Here is a 14027-nt window from a genome sequence, read left to right as displayed (position 1 = left end):
CGCTGCCGGACACAAACACTCCATCAATCAGGGAACATTTCCCGGTTGCCCTTTGGGATCTGGCTTGGCCAGGCGCCCCGCAAATGTCGGCAGCACAAGAAGTGTCAGTACTGTTGCGGTCAACAGGCCGCCAATGACCACCGTGGCGAGAGGCTTCTGCACCTCAGCACCAGATCCACTCGCAATAGCCATCGGAATGAAGCCGACGATCGCCACCAGCGCGGTGGTCACCACAGCTCGAATTCGGCTGCCGGCACCGTTCATTGCAGCGATCAATGGACTGTCACCAGCATCAAGCCTCTCTCTGATGGCTTGCATGAGCACCAATCCGTTCAGCGTCGCAACACCCGATACCGCGATGAATCCGACAGCGGCAGATACCGAGAACGGCATACCACGCACCAGCAATGCGAGAATTCCGCCAACCAGGGCAAGCGGGACGCAGGTGAACACCAGACCCGCCTCCTTCGCACTGCCCAATGCCATGAACAGAAGACTTCCGATCAGCAGGAAGACAATCGGCACAACTGTCATGAGTCGCCTTTCCGCCCGCTGCAAGTTCTCGAACTGACCGCCCCACGTCATGTGGGCGCCTGGTGGAAGCTTCACGTCCTTCACCGCAGCTTGGGCCTCTCCGACAAACCCGCCCAAGTCACGACCGCGAACATTAGCCTGCACCACGACACGACGGCTCCCGTTATTTCGACTGATCTGGTTCGGCCCCTCGCTGATCTCAATGCGTGCGACAGAGGAGAGCGGCACGATGCCCCCAGTTGGGGTTGCAATCGGCAGCGATGCGAGCTGATCGGGGTCATTGCGTGCATCGTCGCCGAGGCGCATCACAACATCGAACCGGCGGTCGCCCTCGAAGATCTTGCCTGCCGCAGCGCCGCCAATACCGGTTGAAAGTGCGTCGCTCACGTCCGCCGCCGTGAGGCCATACTGCGCAGCTGCAAGATGATCGATTGCCACATTGAGCGTGGGCAGGCCGGAAATCTGTTCAACACGGACATCCGCTGCGCCCTGAGTATTTCTCAGCTTCAGCGCGACCTGGTCAGCAACAGCTTGCAGTTGCTCGAAGTTATCGCCGTAAATCATGACGGCTAGGTCCGTACGTACACCTGAGATCAGCTCATTGAAGCGCAGCTCGATGGGCTGGCTGAATTCAAAGCTGTTGCCTATCTGCGAGGCGGCGATCGTCTCAAACCTTGCAATCAGATCCTCCTTGCTCAGGGAAGAGTCTGGCCACTCCTTTCTCGGCTTAAGTACGATCACACTGTCGGAGATGTTGGTCGGCATGGGGTCGATAGCTGCTTCGGCAGTACCGGTCCTCGAGAAGACCGTCACAACCTCTGGTTCAGCAGCAATGGCCTTCTCCAGCGCCAACTGCATAGCCAACGATTGCTCAAGCGACGTAGATGGCACACGCAACGCCTGCATAGCGAGGTTTCCCTCATCAAGCGTTGGCATGAATTCTCGACCCAGCATCGTAAAGCCGACCACGCCCATTGCGAGCATCACGAGGGCGCCAGCGAACACTGCCTTGGGCCTACGAATCGCCGCTTGGATCACCGGTTCGATGCGGCCGCGCAGGACGCGGATGATGGCAGTCTCATGTTCTTCGTCCTGGTCGCCCTCGTGTCCTTCCTTCTTCGCGTGGAGCTTGGGCTCCCTGACCAGCAGGGCAGCCATCGCCGGTACGAAGGTAAAGGAGAAGATGAATGCGCCAACGAGGGCGAGCATGAAGGTGGCGGCCATCGGGTGGAACGTCTTGCCTTCCACACCTTCCAAGGTAAGGATCGGTGCGAACACCAACAGGATGATCACCTGACCGAAGGCTGCAGGACGCGCCATCTTCCTCGCCGAGTCGGCGGCCACACGCAGTCGCTCCATGGCATTGAGGGGTCGGCCAAGTTCGGCACGCCGCTTGCCAAGCATCAGCAGGGTGGACTCGATCACAATTACCGCGCCATCTACAAGGATGCCGAAGTCCAGCGCACCCAAGCTCATCAGGTTGCCGCTGATACCGAACTTGTTCATGCCGATAACAGCGAACAGGAACGACAGCGGAATGACCAATGCGGTGATGGCTGCCGCACGCAGGTTGCCCAGGAGCAGGAACAGCACAACTACGACCAGCAGGGCACCTTCGGTCAGGTTCTTGGCGACAGTCTTGACAGTGGAGTTAACCAGCACACTACGGTCCAGCACTGGCTCTGCGAAGATATCGGCGGGCAGAGATTCATTGACCTGTGCCAGGCGCTCAGCTGCAGCTTGAGCGACGGTGCGGCTGTTGCCGCCGGCGATCATCAGTGCCGTGCCCAGTACTGCCTCATGACCATTTCGGCTAGCTGCACCAAGCCGTGGGGCGCGCCCCATACCGACCTCGGCAACATCGGCCACCCGGATGACCACACCGTCCTTGGTGGCCACCGGCGACTGAGCCAAGTCGTCGGTCGTCAGGGCAAGGCCGTCTGCCCTAACGACCAGGCCTTCGCCCGCACGCTGGACGAAACCCGCGCCAGCCTGGACGTTGGAGCGTTCCAGTGCTTGGACCAGATCGGCCAGACCCAAGTTGTATGCCGCCAGTCGAGCGCTGTCGGGGTAGATGCCGTATTCCTTGACGTACCCACCCACCGTATCAACACCGGCCAGGCCGGGGCTGGAGCGCATCTGTGGTGCGATGATCCAGTCCTGGACAGTACGCAGGTACGTTGCGCGCTCCTGGGCGGTTCCAAGACGATCGCCCTCTGGTGTCAGGTAGACCTCACCCTCTTGCCAGCCAGCCTGGCCGGGCTTGGCCAGCTTCTTGGGGTCGAATGGCTTGAAGTCCACCGTCCACATGAGAACCTCGCCCAGCCCGGTTGTAACCGGGGAGAGCATGGGGGACACGCCCTCGGGCAGATCTCCGGCAGCCTCCCGCATCCGCTCTGCCACCTGCTGGCGGGCGAAATAGATGTCGGTCTGATCAGTGAAGATCGCGGTGACCTGAGAGAAGCCATTGCGTGATAGGGAGCGAGTGGTGTTCAGACCTGGGATGCCGGCCAAGGCCGTCTCCAGAGGATAGGTGACCTGACGTTCAATCTGCTCCGGAGTAAGGGCAGGTGCGATGGTATTGATCTGAACCTGGCGGTTGGTGATATCTGGTACAGCATCGACTGGCAGCTTGCTCAGTTGGAACAAGCCAAAGCAGGCAATCGAAGCAGCCAGAAACACCACGAGCCAACGGAACTTGACCGCTGCTTCAATGATGATCTTGAACATGGTGTATGAGTTCCCTTAGTGGCCGTGCTCGGCTTCGCCCTTGGCCAGTTCGGCTTTGAGCAGGAAGGCATTGGCGCCTACGAGGCGCTCACTACCTGTCAGGCCGTTAAGGATTTCGATTCGATTACCTGCACGACGACCAGCGAGTACCGGCGTAGCCTGGAAACCACCCTGGACGGCAACGAAGACAACACTTCTGCCATCAACGCTTTGGACCGCATCCGCCGGCACACTCATACCTTCAGCGGCACTATCGGCGATGATGACGGCCGAAACGGGGGAGCCGGCCGGTGGCAACTTCTCCGAAATTGGTTTGGCGCGAATGGTCGCGGTGCCTCCCTGCTGCATCACATTCGCAGCGGCGGCAATCACCTCAGCTTCGAAGCTTCCGCCCGGGCCAGTCACTTCCAGCTTCATTCCGGGCACCGCGAGAGTGGCCAGTGCTGGCGGTGCAGTGAATACGAGTTCATTCATGTCCGGATTGGAAACCTCCGCAACAAGCGTTCCAGCTGAGACGACACCACCGGGCGTCACTTGGACGTTGCCAACCACGCCAGCGACAGGACTGGAGATTGTCACCCGGCCGGAACTGTCCGGAGATCCACTGGCCGCTACCTGTGCACGTGCAGCACTAGCGGCGGCATCAGCGGCCAAAGAGCGCGCGCGCGAGGCCTCCAGCTCCTGGCGAGCCACTACGCCCTGCTCGACAAGAGACTTATCGCGGCCGTAGGCCAGGCGAATGGCTTCGGCCTCCGCCGCAGCGGCAGTGGCGGCGGCTTTGAAGGTCGCAGCTTCTCCACTGACAATGATCACCAGGGGCTGGTTGCTCTTGACGGCTGTACCCGGCGCAACAAGCACGCGCTCAACGCGGCCGGTGACCGTTGAGGCGATGGCAGCACGCCCCCCGATGGCCGGCTCGACGCGACCTGCAAGGCGGGTCGATGCGCCACCGCCGCGGCCGACAGCCACCACGCCGATGCCAGATGCCTTGATCTGGTCAGGCGTCAGCTTGACTACACCTTCCTCGGACTCCTCTTCGCCATGTTCGCCATCACCATCACCTTCACTGTGCGCCTCGGCGGAGCCCGGCTTTGCGTCAGCTGCGTGAACGTCGTGACCATCATCCTTTCCAGCCGGCTTTTCTGCCTCCGTACCGGTGGATTTGGCATCCTCCTGCGCCCCGCCACTGCATGAGGTCAGCGCGCCGGTCATCATCAAGGTAGCCAGCAGCGTCGCTCCGATGAGCGTCTTGTTTCCGTACTTGTTCATTTTGCCTCCACAAACGGTGCGCGCCCTTCAAGGCGGGCGAGGTCGATTTCTGCTGCCACCCGGCTAAGACGGGCATCCACAGCACTGCCACGCGCAGCGATCAGGGTTGATCGCGTGCTGCGCAGCTCCAATTGCGATATACGACCTGCCTCGAATCCGATGCGGGCCAGCCGATAGGCTTCATCTGCGGCCTGTACGCTTTCATCCGCTGCTCGTGCGCGGCTGTTGGATGCCTTGAGACTCGCTACCGCTCCCAAACGGGCCGCCTCACTGTCACGCCTCTGAGCCTCCAGAACCGCTTCGGCAGCACGTTGTTCCGCATAGGCCGCCTGGATCGCACCGCGGTTACGATCGAATAGAGGGATCGAAAGGCTGATGCCAACGTTGTAAGCTTGGTCGCCCGCTTGGCGGAAGCGCGTCTGAGCCACGGATGCACTCAGTTGTGGCAACGCACGCTTGCGCTCAACATCGATAAGGCGGCCGGAGGCGTCCGCTTCGGCTTGGGCGATGCGAACGGCAAGCGGGGCGGCCTCATTGTCAATTGGATGAGAGGGCACTCGGTCAAGCAGGCTTTCGCCGATGTCGGTCAGCGGGCTGTCCACTAAGGACACCCCGGCTAGGCGAGCAAGCGCCGCATCCCGGTAGGCCTCGGCCTCATCTAGGCTGGCCTTTGCATTGGCGACCTCGCTCCGTGCCTGCACACCGCGCAGGTTGGGCTCACGCCCCTCGCTGACCATCGCAGCTACCGCCTTGGCGTCCTGTTCAATCAAGGCCAATGCCTCGCTGGCCAACTCATATCGGCGCAGCGCAGCCTCTGCTTCGGCGTATGTCGCAGCCAGGCGACCCGCTGCGTCACTGCGCATCAGATCACCCCGCAAGCCTGCAGCCCAAGCCTCCGCACGCGCGGCGCGCACTCGGGCCCCTCGTTGACCCCAAATCTCCAGCGGCTGGGAGAGGGTGACAATGCTGTCAGCGTTTGAGAAACCTTTGTAGGGACCAGTGCCGTAGGCGTTCTCCGCTTCGATGGAGACCGTCGGATTGGGCAGTGCCCGAGCCTGTTGTACCCGCGCCTCGGCTGCCTCAGCCAGCGCGACGCCTTGGACCGTCGCAGGCATCTGGTTCAAGCGAGAAAGCAACGATTCGTAAGATGGTGCAGTTTGAGCAGCTACATGCCCGGTTGGCACCAACGCCAGCAGAACAGCGACAGCCAACCCGGTCGCTGAAAGCGACCGACCCGTCAAAATCGACATAAAAACTCCCGTAAATTATCTGAGCGAACTACCCGCAAATGCGGGGCAGAGCCAGATCAGATACGGGGGGGGCGCATGGGTCCGTCGAGTCGGAGGGCGTAGACGTCCCCGTGCTCGGTACTGTGCAGCGAAATCCGGCCATCGGCGAACAGATCGTCGTGACCGGCAGCTGGGAGGCTTGCCGTTGAATGGTGGCAATGCCCATGGCCACAGGCATCGGCACTGGACGAATCCTTGCCCTTGCCTAGGTCCTGATCCGATTCTCCTGAGACGCCGTGCAGGTCACCTGCGGTGGCTGGAGCCTCCTGCGCACAAGCCAACGCCTCAGCCACGGGCACGACCACGAACGCCACTATAAGCAGCATCATAAGGTACATACGGATGGCGGGCAGGGAGCGACGCATAGGTGGAAGACTAGCAACCTCGTTTGGACGGATACAATTACATAGAAATACTACAGCTACGACACCGGACGCGTTTTTGGGCCCTGTTCAGGTTAGGGCAGCGGAAGGCTCAGTCGAGCAGGACCAAGGCCCAAGTGAGCCCCACGTTGCAAAGAGCCACGAACACTGCGGCCGAACCCATGTCCTTGGCTCGACCAGCCAGCTCATGGATCTCTGGGCCGTAGCGTTCGATAACTGCTTCGATGGCGGAGTTCAGCAGCTCCAAGGCCAGGACAATCAGCACGCTTCCCAGCAGAAGTGCTCGCTCTACCCCTGAGTGGCCCAGCAAAATCGCTGCCGGTAATGCCACCACGGCCATGACAGCCTCCAATCGAAAAGAAGATTCATGCAGCCAAGCTGATCGCAGCCCTTGAAGCGACCAGCGGAGTGCCTTGAAGACGCGGGCAATGCTCCGCGGACGATGACCGTACATATCTGCCACTGCGATGTTTCCTTGTCGAGGGCTCCAAGAGCCACTGGGGGAGTGTTCCAGCAGCGTGCTCGTCGTCGCCCGTTATGGAGTGGAACCGGAGTTGCTAGAACAGCCGGCGAAAAGATTAAGGCTCTCGTCAAGCGCCTCCGTTCGGACCTGCATTAGGCCGAGTACAGAATGGAAGAGGTTGTCGTGGCTGGCCGGCTGCTTTGATCGGACCCGGACACATTGAAGGTCCAGGGTGTTGCTGCTCTTCATGCCCTCGGACATCCACATGACCATAGGTACCTTGATCTGAGTGTCGGGAGCAATGGCATAGGGGAGGCCGTGCAGATAGACGTTCGACTCGCCCAGTGACTCACCGTGGTCGGAAACGTAGATCAATCCAGTGTCATGGCTCTGATCCTGCTCAAGCATCCGGATGGTCTTTCCAAGGAAGTCATCTGTCGCAAGGACTGCGTTGTCATACGCATTGACGATCTGCTGGCGCGTGCACTTGCCCAGATCTGCATTGCGGCAGTCAGGCGTGAACTTCCTCAGACCCTCGGGATATCGCTTGTAGTAGCTCGGCCCGTGGTTCCCCAGCTGATGCAGGACCACCACAACATCGCCGGGGTTGTCATCGATCGCGTCATGCAGCCCCCCTAGCATGATCTCATCGCGGCACGCTTGGTCATCGCACAACCCATCCTCGGTAGGCACGCGGAAGGACTCAAACGCCAGGTCCGCGCAAACGCCCTTGCAACCTGTCTGGTTGTCCCGCCATAGCGTCTTAATGCCAGCTCGCTCAAGCACGTGAAGAAGCGACTCTGAGCCCTTGATTTTGTCCCGATCGTAGTCTCGCCTTCCATAGACCGAGAACATACAAGGCACGGAAACTTCAGTATTTGACCCGCAGGCAGTAACGTCCGAGAAGTTGACGACGTCTGATGCTGCCAGCTGTGGAGTTGTCTGCCGGCCATATCCATTCAGTCCCCAGTTCTGCGCTCGAACCGTTTCGCCTACGACGATGACCAGAAAGTGCGGCTTGGCGCCCGTTGGATGGGGGGCCATTCTGGCGTCCGGACCCACCACCTGGATCGGACCACGTTCTGCTCGCGTCTCTTCTCGAACAACCTTCGCAGCTGAAGCAAGATAGTTTCCGGGCGTTGCCAAGTACCTGACTGGCTTGTGGTTGCGCATCAGTGAGGACAGGTTGTCGAATGAGGCGAATGCTGCGCCCGCGATGACCACGACAGAAACGCCGAGCAGAAGCGCCCTTGCAAGCATTGCGCTCGCCACACTGGAGGGACGCCGGATTCGAACCGTGCATGCCATGAAGGCTGGAAATACACCTTTGATCAGCACCGCAAGGAAGAACCCCCAAGTCAGCAGCTCGCCAGCTTCGGCGCTGTCGGTCCTCAGCACGTTTCGCACCATGCTTGCATCGAAGTAGACGCTGTAATTATCTGAGTTGTAGGCCGCAGCAGCGGACACGACAAGAAGCAAGGAAACGACGGGCTTTACCGTCCATCGAGTGCACAACAATCCAAGAATAAGCACGTTCAAGGAAGTGAGAAGCGCGGACGTTGACAAGAGAAGCAGTGCACGGGCTGCGCCATTAACACCGGTCTTCGCAACCACCTCTGAGAAGAAGGCGTTGTTGAGGAAGAGCGTGAAGTAGATTGCCACGATGATGATCAAGGTGTTGATCCCCACCTGTGGACCTCGGATAGGCCTGCCGAGACGGGCCGGCGGATCTGATCCCAGGCCCCGGGGCTGACTCCCTCGGTTGAAGCGTGTTTTCAATTGAAGCATTGGTGAGTCCTTTTCATTGACAACCGCACGCGGTCGTAGCGCATACAGCGGCCTTTGCGTGTCCGCAGATGGCAGGTCATCCACACAGATGCAACACCTGAGACCAGCAATGGGAGCAGGAGGCAATCCGCAGGTTTTCGGTAACCTCTAGCTTTGCAGCCTGGATCGACATGAAAAGCGCAGGCTTATCTGGGTCCACTTGCCCTCCGCGATGCGGGAGAAGCCTGTTACTGCCTTCCACCATTTGGGGAGGCAGTTAAGGCGAATCGCGATTCGTCGGCAGGCCAAGTGTCGCGCAGGCCAAGACCTGCACCGATGACCAGCAAATAGGTTGCCATCAGCAGTGCCGCCTGACTGCGCGGAGTTTTGAGATAGTCAGATGTTGAGAAGGGCATTCAAGCTGCTCTCTTCAAGGCGACAAAATACTTTTCGGCGAATGCGCGAGCAGCCACGCGTCAGCCGAACGCAAGAAGCGCCTATCAAATAGATGCGGTCATGGAAAGCCCCTGTTAAACCTGATCACAGAAAGACTAACAGGCGCGTTTCGCCTGTTTCGCGATCAAGCCTTGGGCGGTCTAATCAACCTGTCGGGGGTGTGAGACGTTACGGGTTGTTCGTACAACACATGCCCGTCTTCATTTCGTGCGGCATCGGCACTAGTGAAACCGTTGGACGCGACGAAAGTGCTGCTGTGGTGGCAGTGACCATGACTACAAGCGGCATGCGCTTTATCGGGGGCGCCGTCTCCTGGTCCTGCTACTTCCTCGTGGGACTGCTCCTCAGAGAAGCAGACCGAAGCATCGACGACAGGCACAATGACCAGCACTGCCAGTAGCAGTGCCAGAGCGTAGCGCTTGGCATGGATGACAATGGAGGGCACGTGCGGGTTGCACCAATGCGATTGAGGCTTGAAAGATACCTCGGGTCTTGCTCTTCAGCAAGCTCACGCCCATTCATTAGCCTTGCGGGCTCGCGTGGCCTTGGGGGTACGAGTGGCTAGAAAAAGGCGTAAAAAATGGACGGCATCCGGTATCCGCAGAACAACAATTTAACGTTTTTACTGAGCTTCCGCATGTAACCGAAGATTGGGCAGCGAGGGATTAGTCGGGTAACGGATTGTGCCACCTGACCCACGGCCGGATACACCAGCAGCAGCCAGCGTCCGACCGTAGCCGGCCAAGCTCGGTCAGGTAGCCGTCCTGCGCGCGTCGGCACGTGCCCGGCTAGCGTCACCCAAGATCTCGAAAGCCTCCTTGATCACATACAGGCCGATTAGGGCGCCGATCACAAAATCCGGGTACGGGCTGGCCAGCCACCACACCAACAGGCCGGCCAGAATCACCCCAACGTTGGCCACCACATCGGCTCGGGTGAACAGCCAGGTCGCTCGCAGATGCACTTCGCCGGACTTCAATGGGGCGAGCATACGGAGCACTTTCAGATTCACCGCCAGCGAGATCAGAGCGGTACCGATCATCCAACCGCTGACCGGCTCGGCGCCGTACATCACCCGGCGGCCGACTTCGACCAGCACGCCTACGCCCAGCACCAGCAGCACGCTGCCACTGACCCACGCGGCGTTGGCCTTGAACCGCGCCGTGCGCCCGATAGCGACCAGGCCAATGGCATAGGCGGTGGCGTCAGACAGCATGTCCAGCGCGTCGGCTAGCAGCCCGGTGGAATGGGCAATCCAGCCGGCAATGCCGCCGATCACGGCCATCGCTGCATTCAGCACCAAGGCGATCCAGAGGATGCGCCGCTCCTCCTTGTTCTTGGCTTCGTGGTGGCACCCGCAATCACTCATGTCCTGGTCCTCTGCTGTGTTGTTTCATTGCTCGTTTGCGCCTGGCTGTCTACGCACACCGGAACGAGCATTGGCGAGGAACCCCACGATGGCGGCGGTGCCTACCAATACCTGCGCCAGCAGCGACTGCCAGGTGGGATACAGGCCGATCCATTCGATGCGCGGCAACGCGAGCGGTGTTTGAGAGATCCAGCCGGCTTCCTGCAACGCGGCCACGCCTTTACCGATCAGGATGACCGCCATCACCGCGATGAGAATCGAGCTGATCGAAAAGAACCGGCTAATCGGCAGTCGCCTGCTCATGCGCAGCATCGAGTACGCCACCGCGGCCAACACCGCGATTCCCGCCACCAGGCCTGCGAGGATGGCGGTGGACGCCTGGTCGCTCCACATCGCGATGTAGAACAAGATCGTCTCAAACACCTCGCGGTACACCGCGACAAAGGCCAGCATGAACAGAAAAACAGCCGAGCGCCGTGTCAGCGCGGTCGTCAGCTTGGCGTGCAGGTACTCCTGCCACCGTCCTGCAAAGCTCTTTTGGTGCATCCAGATGCCTACGCTGAGCAGGACAGCGGCAGCGAACAATGCCGAGACGCCCTCAGTGACTTCCCGGTTCGCACCGCTGATATCAACAAAGTAAGTGGCCACTGCCCAGGTCGCTGCGCCTGCCAACAACGCGCAGATCCAACCCGCATGCACATACGGCAACACATCAGACCGCTCGGCTTTACGCAAGAACGCCACGATACCAATCACGATCAGCAGCGCTTCCAGTCCTTCGCGTACCAAGATGGTAAAGCTGCCCAGAAACGCCGTGCTGGCGCCTATTCGGGTGTCCTGCAGCGCCAAGTCCGCCCGATCAAACAGCTGGGCAATTTGCTCTGCCTGCCCGGCAACGTCAGCCGCGGGCGCATGCTGGTCCAGCTGCGCGCGGTAGCCTGCCATGGCCGTTTCGATCTCTCGCAGCAATGACGGATTGCGCGTGGCCAGCGTGGGCTCAAGCGGCTCTACTCCATCCAGATAGGACGAGAGCGCAAGCTTTTTGGCTTGAGCCAAGTCCTCAACAGCGTAAGCGCGCTGGCTCGCGGCCAGTCGCTGCCGCGCCACCGCAAAGCGATCGGCTCCTGGTACCGCTTCGTTTACAGCCTGTGGCTGCGAACGCAGGTAGGCGATGATCGCGTTTGCCTGATCAGCGGGCATCGTGGTAGCAAGATCGGCTTCCCGCGTGCGCGTCAGCGCTTCGAGGGTGGGAATGCGTGCATGGGCCTCCGTACTGGTGCGCCATAACGCCTCACCTTGCGCCTTGGCTTGCGAGGAGTACCCCAAGCTGCCCACATAGAATGCCAACGCCCAGCGATCACTTTCTGACAGCCCAGAGAAGCTGACCATGCCGGTACCCGGCACACCCTGGGAAATGACCTCGTACAACGACAACGGGGTGCGCTGCGCGGCGCGAGTGGCATCGGTGAACGCGATCGGCGGCGGACTTAACGCTTGCGCGGCGGGGCCATCACCGTGCCCTGTGGGGCCGTGACAGGCCGCGCACTGCTGGCTGTAGATGGACGCGGCCTGGGAGGTCTTCGGCGGGCTCGCCGGAACCGCGCCGATCGGGTAGTGGGCCAACAGCGCCGTGCCGAGCCCGCGCGCCAACGTTGCCACTTGCGCAGGGTCGGCCTTCTCTGCCACCGCCTGGACCAAGCGGTCGGCCTGGGCCGTCAGCTCCTGCTGGTTCTGGCCACCGGGCAATGCTGCCAGCTGACTGCGGACGGCGCCGACAAACTCGCTCATTTCGGCGTATTCGCTGGGGGCAATAACGCGGCCGGCCTGGACCGCGCCGGGGTAGTCGACCGCGATGTAATCGAGCATCTGCCACGTTTGGCGCAGGTCTGCAGCAGCAGGCTCCGTCTGAGCAGAAGCGGGCAGAACCCAGCCGATCAGCAAGGCAATCAGGCAGTAGCGAATTAAGGCGATGGGCAGTGGCATGGTCGTCACACGCAGCGGCGCGGCCGGAGTGGCGGCGTATACGGGTTCAGCGTAAAGTCCGTAGCTACTACGGAGTCAAGCGTACTACGAATGAAAATCAGTGAGGCTGCCGACGCCAGTGGATGCCACCTGGAGACGATCCGCTATTACGAGCGGATCGGCCTGCTGCCGCGCCCGGGGCGCTCGGGCAATGGCTACCGGGTCTATGGCCCGGCCGACATCGAGCGGCTGCGCTTCATTGCGCGCGGTCGGGACCTAGGCTTCAGCCTGGAGGAGGTCCGCAGCCTGCTGCAGCTGGCCGGCGATGAGGAGCTTTCGTGCGGCGACGTGGATCGGCTGGCACGCAGCCATCTGACGGACGTGCGGGCGCGCATGGCCGACCTGCAGCGCATGGCCAGCGAGTTGGAACGGGTGATTGCCAGTTGCCACGGCGGGCAGCGGGCGGAATGCACCATTCTGTCGACCCTGCGGCAGCCGGTCGCTGTGGAGGCCACGCGCCAGTGACCGAACTGGACCGCTACCTCGATGCGGCCACGCGCCAGAACACGGTGCGCAGCTATGCGTCGGCGCTGCGGCACTTCGAGGTTGAATGGCAAGGCCACCTCCCAGCGACACCTGACAGCGTGGCCCGGTACCTGGCCGCTTATGCGCAGACCTTGGCGACCAGCACCCTCCGCCAACGTCTGGCGGCCATCGCCTCTTGGCACCGCGACCACGGCTTTGTCGACCCGACCCGATCGCCGCTGGTGCGCAAGGTGCTCAAAGGCATCCAGACCCTGCACCCGGGCCAGGTCAAGCAAGCCGCGCCGCTCCAGATTCGGCGGCTGGTCGAGCTCGATGACTGGCTGGCCGCGGCGATCGCTGCGGCACATGCCCGGGGCGATGGGCCGGCGGCGCTGCGCCATCAACGAGACCGAGCGCTGATGCTGCTCGGGTTCTGGCGGGGATTCCGTGGCGATGAACTGCTGCGTCTGGACGTGGCCCATCTCACGCTGGTGCCGGGACAGGGGATGACCTGCTTCTTGCCACGCAGCAAGGGTGATCGCCAGGCAGCCGGCGTCACCTACAAGGTGCCGGCGCTGTCGCGGTTATGTCCGGTGGAGGCGACCCAGGCGTGGCTGCAGGCGGCCGACCTGCAAGAAGGGCCGGTGTTTCGGGCAGTCAACCAATGGGGCCAGGTGAGCGCCGAAGGCCTGCATCCCAACAGCTTGGTGCGCCTGCTGCGCGAGTTGCTGACCAGTGCCGGCTTTGCCGATGCGGGGCTCCACAGCAGCCATTCGTTGCGCCGCGGCTTTGCCAGCTGGGCCAACGACCAAGGCTGGGACATGAAGGCCTTGATGGAGTACGTGGGCTGGCGCGATGTGCAGTCGGCCATGCGTTACCTGGACGGGCGTGACCCGTTTGCCCGGGACCGCATTGAAGCAAGCCTGCCCAGTCCAACCGTGCCGGTACCGGCGATGGCACTGCCGGCGCCGGAGGGCAAATCGGCCCTGCAGCTGCGCCTGCGCATGGTGCTGACCCCGTTTGCCCGCACGGGTCGCGGCGCGGCCAAGGCCCGAGGCCGAATTGAAGAGATCTGCTTGGCCCCGTTCCAAGCGGTGCGGCTGAACACCGCCAGCAGCGAGTACCAGTTGACTGCTCCCACCGATCCCGAAAGGGATCTGGATGAAATCCTGGCCACGTTGCTCGATGACATGCACCGCATGGCCGATACGCACCAGTGCTTCCTGGAAGCGTCGCTCAGTACAGACGACGGCCGGCACTGGGACTGATCCCCCTCACAC

At 61.4% G+C, this 14027-nt stretch carries 9 protein-coding genes; 2 read left to right on the top strand and 7 right to left on the bottom strand.

All coding sequences use genetic code 11. The features are described 5' to 3' along the window. Positions 1–27: 27 nt before the first annotated feature. The 7 genes from NJD74_RS14345 to NJD74_RS14315 all read right to left on the bottom strand — a co-directional run bounded on the left by NJD74_RS14345 (position 28) and on the right by NJD74_RS14315 (position 12243). Positions 28–3264 (bottom strand): CusA/CzcA family heavy metal efflux RND transporter, encoded by a 3237-nt coding sequence (locus tag NJD74_RS14345; RefSeq protein WP_319624430.1) that lies wholly within the window; start codon positions 3262–3264, stop codon positions 28–30. Between the two features lie 15 nt (positions 3265–3279). Continuing rightward, positions 3280–4533: an efflux RND transporter periplasmic adaptor subunit gene (locus tag NJD74_RS14340; RefSeq protein WP_319624429.1), complete on the bottom strand. Its 1254-nt coding sequence runs from the start codon at positions 4531–4533 to the stop codon at positions 3280–3282. Further along, positions 4530–5783, bottom strand: coding sequence for a TolC family protein (locus NJD74_RS14335; RefSeq protein ID WP_319624428.1), 1254 nt, complete (start codon positions 5781–5783; stop codon positions 4530–4532). The genes NJD74_RS14340 and NJD74_RS14335 overlap by 4 nt, the downstream gene beginning before the upstream one ends. Before the next feature lie 513 nt (positions 5784–6296). Continuing rightward, positions 6297–6668: a diacylglycerol kinase gene (locus NJD74_RS14330; protein WP_319624427.1), complete on the bottom strand. Its 372-nt coding sequence runs from the start codon at positions 6666–6668 to the stop codon at positions 6297–6299. Between the two features lie 72 nt (positions 6669–6740). Then, complete coding sequence (locus NJD74_RS14325) at positions 6741–8456, bottom strand: phosphoethanolamine--lipid A transferase (RefSeq protein ID WP_319624426.1); 1716 nt, start codon at positions 8454–8456, stop codon at positions 6741–6743. Positions 8457–9642: 1186 nt separating this feature from the next. Next, positions 9643–10260, bottom strand: a complete 618-nt coding sequence (locus NJD74_RS14320) for a cation transporter (RefSeq protein WP_319624425.1) — start codon at positions 10258–10260, stop codon at positions 9643–9645. 24 nt (positions 10261–10284) lie between these two features. Next, positions 10285–12243, bottom strand: a complete 1959-nt coding sequence (locus tag NJD74_RS14315) for a cytochrome c/FTR1 family iron permease (RefSeq protein ID WP_319624424.1) — start codon at positions 12241–12243, stop codon at positions 10285–10287. A 90-nt stretch (positions 12244–12333) separates the two neighbouring features. Here NJD74_RS14315 and NJD74_RS14310 point away from each other — a divergent pair, with 90 nt between their 5' ends. Beyond that, positions 12334–12747 carry a helix-turn-helix domain-containing protein gene (locus NJD74_RS14310; RefSeq protein ID WP_017160757.1) on the top strand — a complete coding sequence of 138 codons (414 nt, stop codon included), beginning with the start codon at positions 12334–12336 and terminating at the stop codon, positions 12745–12747. Then, positions 12744–14015 (top strand): site-specific integrase, encoded by a 1272-nt coding sequence (locus NJD74_RS14305; protein ID WP_319624423.1) that lies wholly within the window; start codon positions 12744–12746, stop codon positions 14013–14015. Before NJD74_RS14310 ends, NJD74_RS14305 begins: the two co-directional genes overlap by 4 nt. Positions 14016–14027: the final 12 nt, after the last annotated feature.

Source organism: Stenotrophomonas sp. RG-453, assembly GCF_033843685.1.
In the GTDB taxonomy this organism is placed as follows: Bacteria; Pseudomonadota; Gammaproteobacteria; order Xanthomonadales; family Xanthomonadaceae; genus Stenotrophomonas; species Stenotrophomonas bentonitica_A.
This window is presented reverse-complemented; position numbering and strand designations above follow the sequence as displayed.

Excerpts from the sequence above, each read along its gene's own strand:
- NJD74_RS14335 (WP_319624428.1), bottom strand. The coding sequence starts at position 5,783 with ATGTCGATTTTGACGGGTCGGTCGCTTTCAGCGACCGGGTTGGCTGTC.
- NJD74_RS14345 (WP_319624430.1), bottom strand. The coding sequence starts at position 3,264 with ATGTTCAAGATCATCATTGAAGCAGCGGTCAAGTTCCGTTGGCTCGTG.
- NJD74_RS14315 (WP_319624424.1), bottom strand. The coding sequence starts at position 12,243 with ATGCCACTGCCCATCGCCTTAATTCGCTACTGCCTGATTGCCTTGCTG.
- NJD74_RS14340 (WP_319624429.1), bottom strand. The coding sequence starts at position 4,533 with ATGAACAAGTACGGAAACAAGACGCTCATCGGAGCGACGCTGCTGGCT.
- NJD74_RS14325 (WP_319624426.1), bottom strand. The coding sequence starts at position 8,456 with ATGCTTCAATTGAAAACACGCTTCAACCGAGGGAGTCAGCCCCGGGGC.
- NJD74_RS14310 (WP_017160757.1), top strand. The coding sequence starts at position 12,334 with ATGAAAATCAGTGAGGCTGCCGACGCCAGTGGATGCCACCTGGAGACG.
- NJD74_RS14320 (WP_319624425.1), bottom strand. The coding sequence starts at position 10,260 with ATGAGTGATTGCGGGTGCCACCACGAAGCCAAGAACAAGGAGGAGCGG.